General features: G+C 54.0%; 22 protein-coding genes. 17 read left to right on the top strand and 5 right to left on the bottom strand.

Annotation, left to right across the window (positions count from 1 at the left end; genetic code table 11):
• The first annotated feature begins 85 nt into the window (after positions 1–85).
• From ACFOSD_RS00610 to ACFOSD_RS00680, 15 genes are all read left to right on the top strand, one after another.
• Positions 86–676, top strand: a complete 591-nt coding sequence (locus ACFOSD_RS00610; RefSeq protein ID WP_380694697.1) for a transglycosylase SLT domain-containing protein — start codon at positions 86–88, stop codon at positions 674–676.
• A 282-nt stretch (positions 677–958) separates the two neighbouring features.
• Positions 959–2,407 carry a cytochrome-c oxidase, cbb3-type subunit I gene (ccoN, locus tag ACFOSD_RS00615; protein ID WP_380694695.1) on the top strand — a complete coding sequence of 483 codons (1,449 nt, stop codon included), beginning with the start codon at positions 959–961 and terminating at the stop codon, positions 2,405–2,407.
• A 22-nt stretch (positions 2,408–2,429) separates the two neighbouring features.
• Positions 2,430–3,038: a cytochrome-c oxidase, cbb3-type subunit II gene (gene ccoO / locus ACFOSD_RS00620; protein ID WP_380694692.1), complete on the top strand. Its 609-nt coding sequence runs from the start codon at positions 2,430–2,432 to the stop codon at positions 3,036–3,038.
• A gap of 13 nt (positions 3,039–3,051) precedes the next feature.
• A complete protein-coding gene (locus ACFOSD_RS00625; RefSeq protein ID WP_380694690.1) occupies positions 3,052–3,258 on the top strand; it encodes a cbb3-type cytochrome oxidase subunit 3 in 207 nt (68 codons plus the stop codon).
• Positions 3,255–4,145, top strand: a complete 891-nt coding sequence (ccoP, locus tag ACFOSD_RS00630) for a cytochrome-c oxidase, cbb3-type subunit III (RefSeq protein ID WP_380694687.1) — start codon at positions 3,255–3,257, stop codon at positions 4,143–4,145. Before ACFOSD_RS00625 ends, ccoP begins: the two co-directional genes overlap by 4 nt.
• A gap of 39 nt (positions 4,146–4,184) precedes the next feature.
• Positions 4,185–5,603: a cytochrome c oxidase accessory protein CcoG gene (gene ccoG, locus ACFOSD_RS00635; RefSeq protein WP_380694685.1), complete on the top strand. Its 1,419-nt coding sequence runs from the start codon at positions 4,185–4,187 to the stop codon at positions 5,601–5,603.
• A complete protein-coding gene (locus ACFOSD_RS00640; protein WP_380694683.1) occupies positions 5,600–6,121 on the top strand; it encodes a FixH family protein in 522 nt (173 codons plus the stop codon). The genes ccoG and ACFOSD_RS00640 overlap by 4 nt, the downstream gene beginning before the upstream one ends.
• Positions 6,122–8,536, top strand: coding sequence for a heavy metal translocating P-type ATPase (locus tag ACFOSD_RS00645; protein WP_380694681.1), 2,415 nt, complete (start codon positions 6,122–6,124; stop codon positions 8,534–8,536).
• Between the two features lie 8 nt (positions 8,537–8,544).
• Positions 8,545–8,829: a cbb3-type cytochrome oxidase assembly protein CcoS gene (ccoS, locus tag ACFOSD_RS00650; protein WP_380694679.1), complete on the top strand. Its 285-nt coding sequence runs from the start codon at positions 8,545–8,547 to the stop codon at positions 8,827–8,829.
• Entirely contained in the window at positions 8,822–9,547 is a 726-nt protein-coding gene (locus ACFOSD_RS00655) for a sulfite exporter TauE/SafE family protein (RefSeq protein WP_380694677.1), read from the top strand. Before ccoS ends, ACFOSD_RS00655 begins: the two co-directional genes overlap by 8 nt.
• 8 nt (positions 9,548–9,555) lie before the next feature.
• A complete protein-coding gene (locus tag ACFOSD_RS00660) occupies positions 9,556–10,131 on the top strand; it encodes a gamma-glutamylcyclotransferase family protein (RefSeq protein WP_380694675.1) in 576 nt (191 codons plus the stop codon).
• Between the two features lie 68 nt (positions 10,132–10,199).
• Positions 10,200–11,159, top strand: a complete 960-nt coding sequence (gene ttcA / locus ACFOSD_RS00665) for a tRNA 2-thiocytidine(32) synthetase TtcA (protein ID WP_380694673.1) — start codon at positions 10,200–10,202, stop codon at positions 11,157–11,159.
• 36 nt (positions 11,160–11,195) lie between these two features.
• A complete protein-coding gene (gene fnr, locus ACFOSD_RS00670) occupies positions 11,196–11,951 on the top strand; it encodes a fumarate/nitrate reduction transcriptional regulator Fnr (protein WP_380694671.1) in 756 nt (251 codons plus the stop codon).
• Between the two features lie 66 nt (positions 11,952–12,017).
• The gene (gene ccoM / locus ACFOSD_RS00675) at positions 12,018–12,134 is read left to right on the top strand and encodes a cytochrome c oxidase subunit CcoM (protein ID WP_380694669.1); all 117 of its coding nucleotides are present in this window, start codon (positions 12,018–12,020) and stop codon (positions 12,132–12,134) included.
• Between the two features lie 66 nt (positions 12,135–12,200).
• Positions 12,201–14,018, top strand: a complete 1,818-nt coding sequence (locus ACFOSD_RS00680) for an SLC13 family permease (protein ID WP_380694667.1) — start codon at positions 12,201–12,203, stop codon at positions 14,016–14,018.
• Positions 14,019–14,029: 11 nt separating this feature from the next.
• Here the strand turns inward: ACFOSD_RS00680 and ACFOSD_RS00685 are convergent, their stop codons facing one another.
• Together ACFOSD_RS00685 and ACFOSD_RS00690 are read right to left on the bottom strand one after the other, a co-directional pair.
• Positions 14,030–14,941, bottom strand: coding sequence for a DMT family transporter (locus ACFOSD_RS00685; protein ID WP_380694665.1), 912 nt, complete (start codon positions 14,939–14,941; stop codon positions 14,030–14,032).
• Positions 14,938–15,363, bottom strand: a complete 426-nt coding sequence (locus ACFOSD_RS00690; RefSeq protein WP_380694662.1) for an OsmC family protein — start codon at positions 15,361–15,363, stop codon at positions 14,938–14,940. The genes ACFOSD_RS00685 and ACFOSD_RS00690 overlap by 4 nt, the downstream gene beginning before the upstream one ends.
• A 234-nt stretch (positions 15,364–15,597) precedes the next feature.
• Here ACFOSD_RS00690 and ACFOSD_RS00695 point away from each other — a divergent pair, with 234 nt between their 5' ends.
• A complete protein-coding gene (locus ACFOSD_RS00695; protein ID WP_380694660.1) occupies positions 15,598–16,383 on the top strand; it encodes an NF038132 family protein in 786 nt (261 codons plus the stop codon).
• A 232-nt stretch (positions 16,384–16,615) separates the two neighbouring features.
• Positions 16,616–17,281: a cAMP-activated global transcriptional regulator CRP gene (gene crp / locus ACFOSD_RS00700; protein WP_380694658.1), complete on the top strand. Its 666-nt coding sequence runs from the start codon at positions 16,616–16,618 to the stop codon at positions 17,279–17,281.
• 68 nt (positions 17,282–17,349) lie between these two features.
• On the opposite strand, the gene ACFOSD_RS00705 is transcribed toward crp, so the two are convergent.
• From ACFOSD_RS00705 to trpD, 3 genes are read right to left on the bottom strand one after another with little or no spacing between them, the layout of a single operon-like run.
• Entirely contained in the window at positions 17,350–17,532 is a 183-nt protein-coding gene (locus ACFOSD_RS00705; protein WP_380694656.1) for a hypothetical protein, read from the bottom strand.
• Positions 17,533–17,563: 31 nt separating this feature from the next.
• A complete protein-coding gene (gene trpC, locus ACFOSD_RS00710) occupies positions 17,564–18,367 on the bottom strand; it encodes an indole-3-glycerol phosphate synthase TrpC (protein WP_380694654.1) in 804 nt (267 codons plus the stop codon).
• Positions 18,364–19,410 carry an anthranilate phosphoribosyltransferase gene (trpD, locus tag ACFOSD_RS00715; protein WP_380694652.1) on the bottom strand — a complete coding sequence of 349 codons (1,047 nt, stop codon included), beginning with the start codon at positions 19,408–19,410 and terminating at the stop codon, positions 18,364–18,366. Before trpD ends, trpC begins: the two co-directional genes overlap by 4 nt.
• Positions 19,411–19,433: the final 23 nt, after the last annotated feature.

Below are 19,433 nucleotides of genomic sequence, written 5' to 3' on the forward strand. Positions count from 1 at the left end.
TTAAAGAGCGCGATTATAACGAGTTTTGGCGCTATATTAAGCCGTTGATTCGAATCCGATGAAAAAATGTTACCAAAGGACGAGCATGACGCTTTCACGGTTGCGTCGTCAACACCCTTACCTCTGGTTGTTGACCTTCATTTTACTGCTGACGGGCGCGCGCGTGACGGCGCAACCAGCAACGCCGGTTGACCCGATGTTACTGGCGTCACTCACCCACGCCATGGCGGCGGACGATGGGTTTGAAGATCGTTTCGAAGCGCAAGTTTGGCTGGTACAGATGTCTGGCCGATTAACCCGCCGCATTCCGAACGAGCAAGAACGCTTGGATTTGTTGCGCGCCGTGCATAGAGAATCCAAACGACTGGACCTTGACCCGCAGCTCGTATTGGCGCTGATTCAAGTGGAAAGCAACTTCGACCGTTTTGCCCTCTCTCACGCGGGTGCCCGTGGCTATATGCAGGTGATGCCGTTCTGGACCCGCGAGATTGGCCGTCCGGACGACAATCTGTTCGACTTGGAAACCAATATTCGCTATGGCACCACGATTCTTGCGCACTATTTACAGCGCGAGCGTGGAGACCTGACACCGGCCTTGGCGCGGTACAACGGCAGCTACGGGCAAACCTGGTACCCTGAACGTGTTTTCAATGCGTGGGAGCGTGCCTGGCGCTGAGTTCTTCAGGGCTTTCCCTTCCTTTACTTTTCAGTGCGTCAAATTGTCGCACTCATCCAGCGGATGAATGTTCTACACTCATTGCCAATGATCTCTAACGCACCCTTTTCGTTCTCTACTGAAGTTTTTAGAGATTAACTTGACCCAAGTCATTTGCAGCATGGGAGGGTGACTACCATACTGTAGTCGCTTGCATGGCAATGGCCGTTAAAGAAAGCTGACGCACGTCTAAAGGACAGCTGCGACAGTTTTATAAACACTGGAAAGGCTCTGGATACAATAATGAGTAACACACTTTCGGCTCAATATGAGCACCCTACCTATAACTACCAAGTGGTTCGTCAGTTTTCGATCGTCACGGTGTTGTGGGGCATCATCGGCATGGCCGTTGGTGTCATCATTGCCGCGCAGATGATGTGGCCAGAACTCAACTTGGGCATTTTCCATTTCGGTCGCCTCCGCCCTCTGCATACCAACGCGGTGATTTTTGCGTTCGGCGGCTCGGCACTGATGGGGACATCGTTTTATGTGGTGCAACGAGTTTGCCAAGTCCGCTTGGCATTTGACGGCCTGGTCAAATTCGTATTTTGGGGCTGGCAGGCGGTGATTGTGGCCGCCGTGGTTACCTTGCCATTGGGTCTGACTTCCGCCAAAGAATACGCCGAACTGGAATGGCCGATTGATATTCTCATTGCCTTGGTTTGGGTTGCCTATCTCGTGGTGTTTGTTGAAACCATCCGACGTCGGAAAATGCCGCACATTTATGTCGGCCTTTGGTTCTATTTAGCCTTTATTATCACGGTGGCCGTACTGCACATCGTGAACAGTGCCGCCATGCCGGTGTCCTTGTTTAAATCCTATTCCGCCTATGCAGGCACTACTGATGCCATGATCCAATGGTGGTACGGGCACAACGCCGTCGGCTTCTTCCTGACCGCCGGTTTCCTCGGCATGATGTACTATTACGTGCCGAAGCAAGCCGAAAGACCTATTTATTCCTACCGTTTATCCATCGTGCACTTCTGGGCGTTGATCAGTGTGTACATGTGGGCCGGTGGTCACCACCTGCACTATTCCGCACTGCCCGATTGGGCACAAAATCTCGGCATGGCCATGTCGTTAATTCTGCTGGCACCGTCTTGGGGCGGCATGATTAACGGCATGATGACGCTCAGTGGTGCGTGGCACAAACTGCGTACCGACCCGATTCTGCGCTTCTTAGTGGTGTCCTTGTCGTTCTATGGCATGGCCACCTTCGAAGGCCCCATGATGTCCATCAAAACGGTCAATGCGTTATCGCACAACACCGACTGGACCATCGGCCACGTGCATTCCGGTGCATTGGGCTGGGTCGCCATGATCTCGGTGGGCGCGCTGTACCACATGATTCCTCGCCTGTACGGCCGCACTGAAATGTACAGTGTGAACTGGATCAACATCCACTTCTGGCTCGCCACCATTGGCACCGTTCTGTATGTGGTGGCGATGTGGGTCAACGGCATCATGCAAGGTCTGATGTGGCGTGCGGTGCACCAGGACGGCACCTTGATGTACAGCTTTGTGCAGTCGGTTGAACGCAGCTACCCCGGCTATTTGTTGCGCGTTATTGGTGGTGCCATTTTCTTAGCCGGTATGTTGTTGATGGCCTGGAATGTGTACAAAACCATTCAAGCCGCCAAAAACAATGCACCCGATGCCGCCCCCGAGGCTGCTCTAGCCACTGCCAACTGAATTGCCCTTTTGGAGAAGAAACATGCAACACGAAAAGGTTGAAAAAAATCTGGGCTTAATGATTGTGCTGGTGGTGTTTGCCATAAGCTTTGGCGGCTTGGTTGAAATCGTGCCCTTGATCGCCGCCGACCGCGAGCGTCAACCCGCAGAAGGTTTAGAGCCGTTCACCGCCCTGCAACTGGAAGGTCGGGATATATACATCCGTGAAGGCTGTCACGTATGCCATACGCAAATGGTACGCCCCCTGCGTGCGGAAGTAGAACGCTATGGCAGCGGCCGTCATTTCTCGACCACGGAAGACTTTGTCTACGATCACCCCTTCTTGTGGGGTTCCAAACGCACCGGACCAGATTTGGCAATGGTCGGTGGTCGCTACAGTGACGAGTGGCACCGGGCGCACTTCTATAACCCGCGCGACGTGGTTCCCGAGTCCAACATGCCATCGTATGAATGGTTGTTTGAACGCGAATTGGATGGTAGCCAAACGGCGCAAAAAATGACCGCCTTACGTCGTCTGGGTGTGCCCTATACCGACGAACAAATTGCGGCGGCAGCGGATGAAGTGCGCGGTGTGCGTGAAGTCGATGCACTCATTGCCTATGTACAAAATCTGGGTACCTGGAAACAGTAACGAGGTCGATTCAATGGATATTAATGACCTGCGTGGTCTGGCTACCGTCTTTGTTATGGCGGCCTTTATCGGTATCGCGTTATGGGCCTACAGTGGCAAGCAAAAAAAGCGCTTTGAAGAAGCCGCCAACTTGCCCTTTGCTGACGACGACGAGCCAACCACCCATACAGACAACGTGCGCGCCGAACGATCTGCGCCTCATGGAGAACACCAACAATGAGTAGCTTCTGGTCTGCCTACATCATCATTATTCCCTTTGCCTTTATTGCCGGGATCGCGGCGCTGATTTATTTCACCAGTACCATGAAATTACCGCAAAAGCCCGATGAAACCATGGGTCACGAATTTGATGGTATCGAAGAATACAACAAGCCCATGCCGAAATGGTGGTTGCAGTTATTTGCCATCACCATCGTATTTGCCATCGGCTACCTGATCTACTACCCCACCGGCTGGAACGGCATCAGCGGCTGGTCTTCCGAACAACAATTGCGGGATGAACAAATCGCCCACGCCCAGCGTTATGGTGCGGTGTTCTCGGAATTTTCCCGCGTACCCATCCGTGACCTGCAAGATAACGAGCAAGCCTTGCGCATGGGGCAGCGGATTTATGAAAACAACTGCTCGGTTTGTCATGGCGTGTCTGCCGCAGGCGCGTATGGGTTCCCCAGCTTAACCAACGGAGACTGGCAATGGGGCGGCACACCGGAAGCCATTACTCAAACGCTGTTGCAAGGTCGCCAAGCGTTAATGCCCAGTTTCCGCAACGCCCTCAGTTCAAACGAACTGGATCAGGTGACGCAATACGTTATGCAGCTGGCCGGACAACCGCATAACACCAATGCGGCGACGCGTGGAGCAAACATCTTCGCCAATGCCTGTGCTGCTTGTCATGGCCCGGAAGGCACCGGCAATCAAATGCTCGGTGCACCGAACCTGACCAACAACATCTGGTTGTATGACAACCCGAACCTGGCGCTGGAAGAAGACATCAAGCTGACGCTGCGCAGTGGTCGCCAAGGTTTGATGCCAGCCTGGCAGTCAATCCTCGGTAATGACCAGATCCATTTGGTCGCCGCGTATGTGTACAGTTTGGGCGGCGAATAATTCATTAGATTGGCAATACGTTAACCATTAAGAGCTGTCATGACCGACAAAATTGAAGTCAAAGATGTCACCCCTGAAGGTACAGGCGTACAGGAATACAGCATGTACGTTGCGCCGGATAAAATTTATATCCGGCGCATTAAAGGATGGTTTCGAAACTTACGTTTTGCCGGTGTGCTCTACCTGTTCACCCTGTATTTTGGCATCGTCTGGCTGCAAGTCGGCGAACGCCAAGCGGTGTTGTTCGATTTAGGGCGTCGTCAGTTCCACATTTTCAATGTGACCTTTTGGCCGCAGGATTTCTTCCTACTCAGTTTTGCCTTGATCATTTGTGCGTTTGGCCTGTTTTTCATCACCGTGTTTGCGGGTCGGGTGTGGTGTGGCTATACCTGTCCGCAATCGGTATGGACATGGATTTTCGTGTTTATCGAAGAGAAAACGGAAGGCAAACGCAACGCCCGCAAAAAATTGGATAAACAGCCAATCACCGCCAATAAAGCCTTACGCAAGGCGATCAAACATCTGGGGTGGTTGTTGGTAGCTCTGGTAACCGCGGTCACCTTCGTCGGGTATTTTGTACCGATACGTGAACTGATACCCAGTCTACTGACCTTCAATGTCGGCGGCTGGGCGTTGTTCTGGGTCGGCTTCTTCACCTTGGCCACGTACGGCAACGCAGGTTGGATGCGGGAACAGGTGTGCATCTACATGTGCCCTTATGCGCGTTTTCAAGCCGCTATGTTTGATCAGGACACGCTCATTGTGTCCTATGATGCGGCACGCGGCGAACCGCGTGGCGCCCGCAAGAAAGATGCCGATTACCAAGCTGCTGGATTGGGTGACTGCATCGACTGCGAACTCTGTGTGCAGGTGTGTCCAACGGGTATCGATATTCGAGACGGCTTGCAGTATGAATGTATATCTTGTGCCGCCTGTATCGACGCCTGTGATTCGGTGATGGAACAAATGAACTACCCGAAAGGGTTGGTGCGCTATACCACCGAACATAACCTGGCCGGACAGAAAACCCGCATTCTGCGTCCCCGCTTGATTGGCTACGGCCTCGTGCTGGTCACCATGTTTGTCTTAATGGCCGTGTTTATCACCGCTCGAGTGCCCGCCGAGCTGGACGTTATCCGTGATCGGGGAGCACTGCACCGCATCACGCCCTATGGCACCGTAGAGAACAGCTATACGCTGCGTTTGATGAACAAAGGCCAGCAAGATCAGGTGTTTACCCTAAACGTGAACGGTGACATTGCGTTACAGCTCATCAGCCCGGAGCGCATCCATGTGGCGGCCGGAGAGAGCGTAAACGTACCGGTGCGGGTTGAAACAGACCCGGACAACCTTACGCGCCCATCCATTGACATCTTTTTTGCGGCCACCGCCGTGGATAACCCCGAATTGTATGTCTCGAAAGAATCCCGATTTTTTGGACCGAGCAGTTTCCGATGAATACACAGCAAAACTCAGACACCTTTGTTCCGTGGTATCGCGTTGGCTTTTTTTGGGTCGCGATGGCGCCTCTTTTTGCCGCCATTTTTGGCACGCTCGTCTTCTTAATTCCACTGGCCCTGAATGACCGTGACGGCAACGTCGCCGAAGACGTGTACCGCAGTTATCGAGGTTATGATGTGCGGCAAGACGATGATATTCGCGCACGCGACATGGGCATGAGTGCGCAATTGAATGTCCGCAACGAGTCCTGGCAAATAAATGTGCAAGGCTTAACCAGCGACTGGCCGCAGCAACTGCACTTGGAATTAATATTTCCAACTCGCGAAGCGCTGGACAGCTTGGTCGTTTTGACCCACCGTGGTGAGGGGCTCTATCAATCCGGCCCATTACCGGACATGAGTGGCCGACGGTACGCACATCTCAAGCCGGTGGGTACAGAGCTTATGTGGCGCTTGCGCGGTGAAATCCAACTTCCCATAGAAGCGGCCATTGAACTCTTTCCACGAGTGTATTGAGTGACCGATCAACGCGGCCAGTGCTATCACTGTCAGTTACCACTCGGGCAGCAACAGGTGCCTGGTGTTCTTCCCAACGGCGATGCCGTCGCTTTCTGCTGTACGGGATGTCAAGCGGCGGCGGAATCTATCTATGCCGCCGGGCTGGACGATTTTTACCAATGGCGCGCCAATCCGCGCCCGATCCGGACGTTAACCACACAAGAACGTCAGCAAATCGAGCAGTTGGACAATGCTCAGGTGCAAGCCCGATTTATTGTCGAGTCGGCAGACGAATGCAGCGCGACTTTGCAGGTTGAGGGCATCACCTGTGCCGCCTGCGTGTCGCTGATCGAACGCCATCTCCTGCAACAAGAGGGCGTCATATCCGCCCAAGTGAATCAAAGCACCCAGCGTCTGCGCCTGGCGTGGCGCGCCGGTGCATCCTTGTCTGCGCTGGCGCAACGCATGGCGGAATTGGGGTACCTGTTGAAACCCTATGTCGCTAGTCTGGCGCAACAAGAACAAGACAGGGAACAACGTCAGTTTATGTTGCGTCTGATCGCTGCGGGCGTCGGCTCCATGCAGGTCATGATGAACGCCATCGTGCTGTATACGGGCAACATTGACCCCACGACCGAGTTGATTGTGCGCTGGGCAAGTTTGATTTTAACGCTACCCGTGATCAGTTATGCGGCTTGGCCCTTTTATGTCCATGCGTGGAATGACGTGCGCCACGGCCGTTTAGGCATGGATGTGCCGGTGGCCATCGCCATCTTGCTGACCTTCGCCGCCAGTGTGATCGCTACACTGACCCATAGTGGTGAGGTGTATTTTGAATCCTTATGCATGTTCACCTTTTTCTTGTTGCTGGGCAGGTTTTTAGAGTTCCGGTCACGTCGTGCGCTGGCCGACAGCGGCAATGCACTGGATGATTTGATACCGGCTTTTGTGCACGTTGAGCAGGCTGACGGCAGCGTACAACCCACCGCCGTCAACGAACTAAAACCTGGTCAGCGCGTGCACTTGTTGCCCGGAGAATGCCTGCCGGTTGATGGACGCTTGTGCTCCCGGCAAGCCGAAGTGGATGAATCCAGTACCACGGGTGAGCACCGCCCGCGGGCTTTGATCAAGGGGGACAAGCTTCTGGCGGGCAGCATCAATCTGGGCCAGCCCATGGTGTTGGAGGTCACGCACCGGGTCGGTGACTCTGCCTTATCGACATTGCAACGACTACTGGCGCGTGCCCAAGCCGAAAAACCTCGACTGATCCAGATCACCGACCGATTGGCCCAGCAATTTGTGGCGTTAATTCTCTTGTTGGCCGCCGTCAGCTATACCGCCTGGTTGTTCATCGACGCCGACCGCGCGTTTTGGATTGCCATCAGTGTTTTGGTGGTTACCTGCCCCTGCGCACTGTCGTTGGCGGCCCCTACCGTCTTGACCGTGGCCAATGATCGGCTGCGCCGCGCGGGCTTTCTGATCACCCGTGGTCATGTCCTCACCACCTTGAGCCGGGTCGACCAAATATGGTTCGACAAGACCGGCACATTGACAGAAGGCAAATACAGTTTGGGCGAACAACAAGTCCACCCTGCGGCTCCGGCGCTTTCCACTGCATTGGCGGTCGCCGCAGCGTTAGAACGTCCCAGTGAACACCCCATCGCCTCGGCTTTTACCGACATTGCACCGGCCTGGTTCGACTGGCAAAACTGGGCTTGGTTACCCAATGAAGGTGTGACGGGTGAACGGTCCGGACACCATTACCAACTGAGCACCTACTTACCGGCCGACGACTCTCTGGCCAATGAACATGCGGCTGAACCTGCCATCCCGCAACAATGGATACGTTTGCACGTCGACCGAATACCCTGGTTGGATATGCAATTGGTTGACGCCGTACGAGCCGACGCGGCCGTCGCCCTGACCGAACTCGAACAACTGGGTGTCCGGCCGGGTGTTCTTTCTGGCGACCCGTCGCCGCATGTGGCATGGGTAGCCCGGCAGGTCGGTAGCGCCGTACCCGAGATGACGGTGCTGAACGGAGCGACAGCCGATACCAAGCTGGCCTTATTGCAGTCGATGCAAGCCGACAACCATGTCGTGGCCATGGTGGGCGATGGCCTGAATGATGCCGCAGCGCTGGGTGGGGCAGATGTGAGCGTCGCCATGGCGAACGGCACTGACTGGTCGAAACAACAGGCCGATGCATTGATATTGAACGGGCGACTGGAAACCCTTCCATTGGCCGTGCGGGTAGCACGGCGCGCCGCACAAATCACCCGACAAAATGTTCAATGGGCCACTGTGTATAATGTGGTCGCCATTCCTTTGGCCGGTATGGGTTGGGTAACCCCTTGGATGGCCGCCATAGGCATGTCGGCCAGCTCACTCATTGTGGTACTGAACGCCTTGCGGGTGCGGCGTATTGCTTAGGAAATTCCATGTCGATATTGCTCTTACTCATTCCCATTAGCCTGTTGTTGCTGACGGTCGCCATCAGCTTTTTGGTGTGGGGCATAAAATCAGGTCAATATGACGACTTGGACAGTCCAGCCCATCGCATACTATTTGATGAAGATGAGTCCTTGATCCCGCCCGACGCACGCACGCCCGAGCAACACAAAAAAGCGGCACAACACAAAGAAGCGGCACAACGAGAAAAAACGACAAAGCCGAATGCAGCGCTTCCGACGGAAGCACACACACGAACAGAATCTGATGAATGATAGTCTCACATTTCTGCTGCCTGCTTTATTGAGCGGCCTGTTGGGCAGTGGTCACTGCTTGGCGATGTGTGGCGGCATTGTGTCTGCCTTGGGGCTCAGTACCGCGCGGCGTCCTTTGGCCATCGGCTACCATGTCGGTCGCATCGGCACTTACATGGTCATCGGCGCTTTCGTGGGCGGCCTGACCAGCTTTTTACCCACTATGTTTTCTCCGGCCTTGCGAGTGTTCGCAGCGCTCTGGGTAATTGCACTCGGCCTGTACATCACCGGTTGGTGGCGCGTGCTGGTGCGCCTTGAAACCTTGGGTAAACAGGTGTGGCGCCACATTCAGCCGCATACCCGTAAAGTGCTACCCATCAACTCGTGGCCTCGCGCCATTGCCGCTGGCGCCCTGTGGGGTTGGTTGCCCTGCGGGCTGGTATACAGCGTCTTGGGCTTAGCGTCGTCGAGCCAATCCATCACCTTGGGCGCCGGTGTGATGCTGCTGTTCGGCGTGGGCACCTTGCCCAGCATGTTGGGCGCGATGATGTTTGCGCAAAGGTTGCAAAGGATTATGCAACATCCTGGGGGTAAAACATTGGCCGGACTGCTGCTGTTGGCGTTAGGACTCTGGATGCTGTGGCCCTTCATTGCGCCAATGCCGGGCCATCTGCATGCGTTCGACCCGCATGCGCTTATGGCTCTGTTATGGCACAATAGCGCATCTGTTTTAACGTAGAGCCATTTATGACGCATTGGATCTTTGGCTACGGGAGCCTGATGTGTGCCGATAGCCGGGCCCGTACCGGTGTCACGGGTGAAGCCTTTCCGGTTATTTTGCATGGGGTAGAGCGCGGCTGGAATGTCCCGATTGCGGGTGCGCAACTCAGTGTAGTCGGCATTCACCGCCAAGCGGACAAGAAAACAGGCGGTGTTTTGTTTCCGTTAAACGACAGTGAATTACGTCACTTTGATGCGCGTGAAGTGGAATACGAGCGTGTCCCTTTGGCCCGCGAACAACTGGAGCTGGTGCGCGGCCATCAATTGCCCGAAGGCGAATACTGGGTGTATATGCCGCAGCCTTCCGAGAGCCACCACCCGATTGCACAAAGTTATCTCGATGTTATTTTGCACGGCTGCCTGCAGGAAAGTATGGACTTTGCCCGTCACTTTCTACGCCACACCAGCGCGTGGAAAACGCGCCTCAACGACCGGGATGAACCACTGTACCCGCGGCCATTAAATCCCAAGCAACAGGTGGTCATTCCTTTAATTGAACATTTGCTCAACGAAGCGACCGAACACATCACACCTCCTCAATGAAGAGGCTTTACTCTCAATAAGGTTGGTGTTAAAACGCGCCTTTGAAAACTCTCTGCACTGTGATCGCCATGACCACCATCAGCTATACCGAAGACACTGTGACGCCAAGCACGGCGGCAGACAAAAAGCGTCGTACCGAATTCAACAAACTGCAAAAGCGTCTGCGCCGTGAGACAGGACGTGCGATTGCCGACTTTAATATGATTGAAGATGGCGACAAGATCATGGTGTGCCTGAGCGGTGGTAAAGACTCCTACACCATGCTGGAAATTTTGCGCAACTTGCAGAAAAGTGCGCCCATTCGGTTTGAACTGGTGGCGGTGAACCTGGACCAAAAGCAACCCGGCTTTCCGGAGCATATCCTGCCGGAGTATCTTGAACAGCAAGGTATTGCTTATCACATTCTCGAACGCGATACCTATAGCATCGTGCAAGAGGTCGTGCCGGAAGGAAAAACCACCTGTGGTATTTGCTCGCGGTTACGGCGCGGTACACTGTATGCGTTTGCCGACGAAATCGGCGCCACCAAAATTGCCTTGGGTCATCACCGAGACGACATTCTAGAGACCTTTTTTCTGAACCTGTTTTACGGTGGTAAGCTGAAAGCCATGCCACCGAAACTGCGCTCGGACAGCCAGCGGAACATCCTGATTCGTCCTCTTGCCTACTGCAAAGAAAAGGACATACAGGTGTTTTCCGACTACCTGAAATTCCCCATCATCCCCTGTAACCTCTGTGGCTCACAGGAGAATTTACAACGCCAGAACATCAAGCAGATGATTGTGGATTGGGACAAGCAGCACCCCGGCCGTTCGGACATCATGTTCGCCGCCCTGCAAAATGTCGCACCTTCCCAACTGGCGGACGGTAAGCTGTTTGACTTTTCCGGGTTGACCAGCAACAGTATACCCATGCAATCGGTCGGATTTTCTGAACACGATGGCCCGTTGGCACAAACGCGCGTGCGCAGTTTTGTGCCAACTGACGACACTCATGTCAGCGATGGCACGGACATCCTGGCCCAGTAGAGGCGTCCGTACTGAACAAAAAATGGAAGAACCGCTATGGCTTTACAATCGACGGCCTGCAAGACCTGCTCACTTAACCCGCTGTGCTTGCCGGTATCGCTATCCTTTGCCGACATTGAAAAACTGGACGAGATCATCAAGCGTGGCCGACCGATTCAAAAGGGTGAACACCTCTTTCATCAAGGTGATGCATTTACCTCCGTCTACGCTGTACGCACCGGCACCTTAAAGACCTATACCCTGACCAAAGACGGTGAAGAACAAATCACCGGCTTTCATTTGGCCAGTGAGATGATCGGTCTGTCCAGTTATGACGTTGCCACCTACCAAGCCTCGGCCAAGGCATTGGAAACCACCAACGTGTGTGAAATCCCCGTCGCCCTCTTGGATGAATTGAGCAACCAATTGCCTGACTTGCGGCGCCAAATCATGCGTATCATGGGGCGTGAAATCCGTGAAGATCAACAAATGATGATGCTGCTGTCGAAAAAGAGTGCTGAAGAACGTGTCGCCTCCTTTTTGCTCAGCTTGGCCCATCGTTTTAAACGACGGGGTTACTCCGAGCGCATGTTTCGTCTGACCATGTCACGCTCTGACATGGCCAATTTCCTGGGTTTAGCGGTTGAAACCGTGAGCCGGGTCTTTACCCGTTTTCAACATCAAGAACTGATCAGTTTTGGTGGGAACGCGAAAGAGATTCATGTGCTACAGCATGGTGAACTGTGCAACATCGCTTCACTCAGCGACGCGGAACGTCTCGAATTGGGGTTACTCGATCTCACGAACAGCTGACGCAGATCAACAATTCTCCTTTGTCCCTACGTACACTAGGGTTATCACGAAAAGGGGGGATGCGTTATGTACATTGATACCATTGTTGTCGCTGGGGTGGCTGCGGTCTTATTGACCATTGCGTTTGCCGGTGGGTTCTTCTGGTTTATTTACAAAGACGCGCACAAAGACGATAGAAAATAACGCACAGCGGCTGTTGTATGCACCTCTGCTGTCATTTTTAACCTACAGTGGGGGTTCGAATCCGGCATGACCGGGGAAATTATTTTCGTTCTAGCGTTACTGGCCATCACCATTGTTGTTTTCATTACTGACCTCGTCCGTATGGACTTGGTGGCGATCGGCGTCATGATTGTTCTGGCGTTGTCGGGCGTTATCACACCGGCGCAGGCGGTTGCCGGATTCGGCGAACCGGTTGTTGTGATGATCGCTGGCTTGTTTATCGTCGGCGAGGGCTTAGCCAGTACCGGCGTGGCAGCCAGCGTAGGGCGATGGATCCTACGTGTAGGTGGCCGCTCGGAAACCCAACTGCTGTTGGTCATTCTTCCTGTGGTGGCCATTCTTTCTGCTTTTATGAGCTCTACCGGTGCGGTGGCCCTGCTGATTCCCGTGGTGCTTAGTATGGCGCGCGCTTCCGGCTTTAATGCTTCTCGAATCCTCATGCCGCTGGCCTTTGCGGCTTTGATTGGCGGCATGCTGACGCTGATTGGCACCCCTCCCAACATCATTGTGACCGATGCCTTACACAGCGCAGGGTTGGATTCCTTTGGCTTCTTTGCCTTCACTCCCCTTGGGGTGGCCGTTCTGGTGGTGGGCAGTCTGTATTTGATCCTGGTTGCCCGCCACCTTCTGCCGAAAAAAGAAACCCACGATGTTCAAGCCGGATTCTCGCTGCACTCATTGTTTGAGCGCTATGCAGTGGAAGATCAATTATTTCGCTTACTGGTTCCCGACGACTCACCCTTGGTCGGTAAAACGGTGATTGAGGCCGGTCTGCGCAGCGAATACGAGACCACGGTGTTCGCCAGCCGCCATCGCGGTGGTTCTTTGTCGACGTTGGATGCCGTGTTGGCCAACACACGCGTACGCGGCGGCGATACCCTGTACGTTTACGGACGACGAGCTGATGTGGAAAGACTGGGCAGTGAGCAAAGTATCGCACTGTCCGCACTCAGCCATGAAGAACACCGCCGGGTACAAAAGTTTTTTGGTGCCATGGAGGTATTGGTTACGCCACAGTCACCGCTCGAAGGCCGCACACTCAAAGAGCTGCGTTTTCGTGAACGCTTTCAAGCCAGTGTGGTAGGGGTTCGACGGCAGAATGAAACCCTGCAAACCGCCTATCAAACCACACCGTTAGCGGTCGGTGATACGCTGTTGATCTCCGCCAGTTGGGACCGCTTGCGCAGTCTCGATGGCGGACACAGTTTCGTCGCGCTGACCCGTCCGCTGGAAATGCAAGAAGCGCCCTTGCATGCTGAGAAAGCACGCCATGCCACCATTATTATTCTTAGTATGATTCTGGTCATGACCACCGGGTGGTTGGACAATTTAACCACCATACTGGTGGCTGCAATCCTGATGATTGCGTCCGGTTGTCTCAACATTACCGAGGCCTACCGCTCCCTGAACGGGCGGAGCTTGGTCCTGATCGCCGGTATGATTCCGTTAGCGCTCGCCATGCAAACCACTGGGGCCGCTGAGCTGATCGTACAAGAAACGCTGACGCGCTTTGGCGATCTCCCTCCGGTGTGGATATGCGCCGGTGTCTTTGTGGTGACATCACTGTTGAGTCAGTTTATTTCCAACACCGCCACCACGGTGTTAATGGCGCCGATCACGCTGGCCATTGCACAGGGTTTGGGGCTAAACCCTATGCCCTTTATGATGGCCATCGCCATTGCGGCATCAACAGCTTTTGCAACACCGATCGCGTCACCGGTCAACACCTTGATCGTCACACCCGGCAACTATCGTTTCATCGACTTCGTTAAGGTCGGTGTCCCACTGCAACTGTTGGCCATGAGCGTCACTCTCATGATGCTGCCCCGCCTGTTCCCCTTTTAAAAGGAAAAGCGCTAGGAAGTCGGACTGGGCAGCTTTTCCTTACGCCGTTGCCACCACTGACCAAGCAAGATAAAGCCCAGGCCGATCGGGCTACTGGCCAAAATAGGTTCGTGCAAAATCAGGCTCACCCAGATCAAACTTAAAAAGGGCGCGATGAAGATCAGGTTAGCCACGCGGGCCGTATTTTTAACCCGCTGCAAGGCGGTCATCCAAAACAAAAACGCCAGCCCCATTTCAAACAAGCCAATATAGAGCGTGGGCAGCCAGCCAGCGGATTCACGGAAGAAGTCCGTACCCTGCCACAGCATGATCACCGTTAACACCGGCCAGGCGATCAAAAAGTGATGGAACATCGCGACCAAGGGCGGGCGCTTGTCGCGCATTCCGACCACCCAATATAACGCCCAGAAAAAGGTACTGAGGATCGCCAGAAATACGCCGGGCAACGTAACTTCCAGCCGTCCTTGTGCACCCAAGACCAACACCAATACACCCAAATACCCCAAGGCCATACCCTGCCAATCGCGCGCGCGTATGGGCGCTTTAAGCCAGATGGCAGCCATTAAAGACAGCACGAAGGCCCACGTATAATTGATCGGCTGGGCGATCTGTGCCGACAATTGATCGTAGGCGGCAAACAAAGTGAAGTAATACACCACCGGGTTCAGCAGGCCCATCAGTATGGCGCGTCGCCAATAGCGCCGCAGCCAGCGTATGGCACGACCCAAAAGCCCTAAGTGCCAAAGCACACCGCTGAATAGCACGAGGCTAACGGTGGACGACAACCAGAGCACGCCAATTAAGGGCCAAACGTTCAACGCCAACTTAAAGGCAGTAGCCACCGTCGACCACAACAACACCGCCGCTAGGCCGAGCGCCATACCTTGTTGTTCACGCTCCAAATGCTGAAAACGCGCTATCAACGGTCTGCCTCGATCAAGGCATAGCTGTGTGTGATCTCTACCCCACCGGCTGCCAACATGATGGACGCCGAGCAGTATTTTTCCGCCGATAACTCTATGGCGCGCTTAACATGGGATTCTTTCAAATCACGCCCAGTAACCACAAAGTGCACATGTATTTTGGTGAACACGGCTGGCACGGCATCGGCCCGCTCTGCGGTCAACTCCGCCACACAGTCGGTGACGTCTTGGCGGGACTTCTGCAGCATGAGCATGACATCAATCGAGGTACAGCCGCCCAAACCCATTAACATCATTTCCATGGGTCGCGGACCTGCGTTCGTGCCACCCAAGTCCGGCGAACCATCCATGATCACGGTGTGCCCACTGCTTGGGGTTGCCGAAAATTGAACTGCACCATCCCACCGGACCGTTGCTTGCATGCTCATCACCTACACTGTCATGAAAAAAGAGGCGCCTAGCTTATCATAGGGTGCCCGTGCTCTGTAGCATCAAGATCCACTGTCGAAAAATATTACACACCCATTTTGAACACTGCACGGAAACAACGTATCTCATTGTTTTTATTGAATTATTTTTGTTGGCACGAAACTAGCTTAAACATCATCAGGCAACCTGCCAAACCTTATTATTAAGACTCACGACGGATCTTGACTATGCGTAACAACCAAAAAACCCTATTAGCCGCGCTACTGGGTGCAGCTCTGATTGCTCCGGCCCAGGCTATCGTTATTGATGATTGGACCGGCACTGGCAGCTACGGTGTATCCGGCGCGAATGGCGTGGTGGGTTTGTCGCCCGTTGCTGATTCCACGCAATACGGCTGGGTGTCGACGGCCGGTTCAGGTGTAACCGGTTTGGGCTTGCCCGCTGTAGGTAGCGGCGCTACCAACGGGTCCAAAATTGTGTCGAATCTTTTTACGGCCGACGCCGGTGACGAATTCCGCTTTTACTTCAACTACGTGACCTCTGACGGCTCAGGCTATGCCGACTATGGCTGGGCGCGTCTGTTGAACGAAGACATGACCGAAGCAGCCCTATTATTTACTGCACGCACTACGCCAGGTGGCGATACAGTACCCGGTTTTGGCATGCCAACGCCCGCTGCCACACTGCTGCCAGACAGCACGCCCATTATTGGTGGTGGACCCGCATGGTCTCCACTGGGCGGTTCTTCCGGCCAATGTTACAGCACAGGTTGTGGCTATACTGGCTGGATTTTAGCGTCCTATGATATCCCCACCGCGGCGAACTACTACTTGGAAATTGGTGTGGTTAACTGGTCGGATACTGGCTATGACACCGGCATGGCGTTTGATGGCGCCACCATTGCGGGTGTAGACATCAGCCTGCCGGTCCCTGAACCCGTTGCCTTAACCTTGTTGGGGGTTGGCTTGATGGGCGTATGGGCAGGACGTCGTCGGTCTAGCACCTCTGCGTAATGCGTAGCGATCAGCATTCGATTGCTGGCGTTATACCGACGTTCAGCTCCCGATAGACACTAGGCAGCCTTGGGCTGCCTTTTCTGTTTTCACAATGTCTACTTCGGCTCATGGTTCAAACACTGTTTACCCGTGCGCATTCTTGAGTACTATAGGAAGGTCTCCTTACCTTGTGACCGTAAACGTTTTAAGGCACTCTTTCATCCACTACTCATCATAGAATTATAAAGTCATGACGACGGAACCCATGGAACATCAGCATTTAGACTTTTTCCTATCACAGTGTCAGCGTCGGCGGCACCCGCCGAAAACCACACTGATTTATGCGGGTGATCATAGCGACTCATTATTTTATTTGATCAAAGGTACCGTCGCGGTCAGCCTTGAAGATGAAGACGGGCGAGAAATGATCATGGCGTATTTAAATAATGGCGATTTCTTTGGTGAAATGGGTTTGTTCGATCGGGTAGAAAAACGATCAGCTTGGGTGAAAACTCGTACCGACTGTGAAGTTGCCGAAATCTCTTATTCGCGTTTTCGTGACATTGCGAATAAAGACCCTCGCATTCTCTATTTCATCGGTGAGCAAATGGCGAGCCGCCTACGCAATACCACACGGAAAGTCGGCGACTTGGCGTTTCTCGATGTTACGGGGCGGGTGGCCCGTACGCTACTGGATTTATGTAAGCAACCGGGTGCGATGTCACACCCCGATGGCACCCAGCTTCGAATCACGCGGCAAGAAATCGGGCAAATCGTTGGCTGCTCCCGCGAGATGGTCGGCCGGGTCTTGAAAACACTGGAAGACCAAGGACTCATCAGCGTGAAAGGTAAAACAACCGTGGTCTTTGGTACTCGCGGGCCGACCACCTCACCCTTGGAAAACTATGGCCATTAAGCGCATACAGTACTTACTCACTGAGGTTACGGGCTAGGAAACAATCAAAAACCTCAGAGGCGCCCTCTTCAGCCTCCCGTCGCTAGGCGAAACAAGCTCACAACCGCCGCCAACGCCATAGCGCCCATGGCCACATACATTAACGTGCGGCCCTGCTTTTCGGACAAATTAACGGGATATTTTTTGGTGACGGTTACCAACACAAACAACCCGAGAAACAACAAGATCAATACCTGAAATAACGCTGGCATATCGCCCTCTCCTCACATTTAAAGATACGTACTAAGAAAGCGTTCCGGCAAAAAGCTCCGCCAGCTTTTCACCCGGCTCCGGTGCGCGCATAAAGGCTTCACCCACCAAAAACCCGTTCACGTTTTGCGCCCGCATAGCCGCCACATCGGCCTGTGACAAGATGCCACTCTCGGTAATCACAAAGCGGTCAGCACAGGCATCCAGCAATGCAAAGGTGGTGTCCAAGGTTACGTCGAATGTATGCAGATTACGGTTATTGATACCCAGCAAGCGATTGCCTAACGGCAAAGCACGCTCCAGCTCTGCCCGATCATGCACTTCCACCAAAACGTCCATGCCTAAATCCTGGGCCAAAGCATTCAGTTCTGACAGTTGGGTATCGTTCAACGCCGCGACAATCAACAACACGCAGTCTGCACCCAAGGCACGCGCTTCAATGATCTGGTACGGATCCACCAAAAAATCCTTCCGAATCACCGGCAAAGAACAGGCGGCCCTCACCTGTTGTAAATACGCATCCGCACCTTGAAAAAAATCGACATCGGTCAAGACCGACAAGCAGGCTGCACCATGCTGCGCGTAAGACCGTGCTATTTGTGGCGGATCAAAGTCCGGACGAATAACCCCTTTACTGGGTGATGCTTTCTTGATTTCGGCAATGACCGCTGCTTGCCCTGCGTGCTGCCGGGCTTCCAATGCCGCCACAAAACCGCGTGGTGGCTCAACGTCATCAAAACGCGCTTGCAGGTCAGCCACACTGGCCTGTTGCTGCCGAGCAGCGACTTCTTCATGTTTACGGGCAATGATTTTTTCCAATACCGTTGGCAAGCTCATGCGCCTTGCTCCTCGGCAAATACCCGACTAAAAGCCGCGTATTCTTTCATTTTCTCCAGTGCAAGGCCGCTGCCCATAGCATCTTGTGCCATGCTGACGCCTTCGCGCAAGTTGCTGGCAACACCCGCCACATAGATGGCCGCACCAGCATTCAACGCCAAGATATCCATCGCTTTACGGCCAACAGCATCTTTGCCACCCGCAAGCGCGGACTGAATCAACGCCAGACTTTCGGCCGCGTCCTTAACCACCAATCCCGTCAGGGTTTGCGTTTCAATACCGACGTCTTCGGGGGTAATCTGATAGGTCATGACCTGACCGTCTTTCAACTCGGCCACCGTGGTTGGTGCCGCCAAGCTGATTTCATCCAAACCGTCTTTGGCATGCACCACCATGACGTGCTCGCTGCCCAACCGCTTCAGTACATTGGCCAAGGGTTCGCACAGGGCGGCCGAAAACACACCCAAGACCTGCCGCTTCACACCGGCAGGGTTGGTGATCGGCCCCAGCATATTAAAGATGGTACGCATGCCCATTTCCTTACGGGGTCCAATGGCATGCTTCATCGCACTGTGGTGCGCCGGTGCAAACAAGAACCCAACACCAATGCTGTCGATCGCTCGTGCCACTTGATCGGGCGTTAAATTCAGATTGACCCCGGCGGCCTCCAGCACATCGGCACTGCCGGAACTGGACGACACACCACGATTGCCGTGCTTGGCGACTCGGCCACCTGCGGCCGCCACCACAAACGCCGCGCCGGTCGAGATATTGAACAGGTTTTGCCCATCGCCGCCGGTGCCACAGGTATCCACCAAGCCATTCGTGTCGACGGCAATTTTGGTCGACAGTTCGCGCATCACCGTGGCAGCACCAGTAATTTCTTCCAAACTTTCACCGTTCAAGCGCAAACCCATCAAAAAGGCACCAATTTGAGCGGGAGTACACTCCCCAGTCATGATCTGCCGCATCACCGTTTGCATCTCGTCTTGATCCAAGTGACCGTGTTCAGCAACACGCGCCAGTGCTTGTTGAATGTTCATAATCTCAACTCTCCTATCCGTTG

The organism is Salinispirillum marinum (assembly GCF_042650105.1).
In the GTDB taxonomy this organism is placed as follows: Bacteria; Pseudomonadota; Gammaproteobacteria; order Pseudomonadales; family Natronospirillaceae; genus Salinispirillum; species Salinispirillum marinum.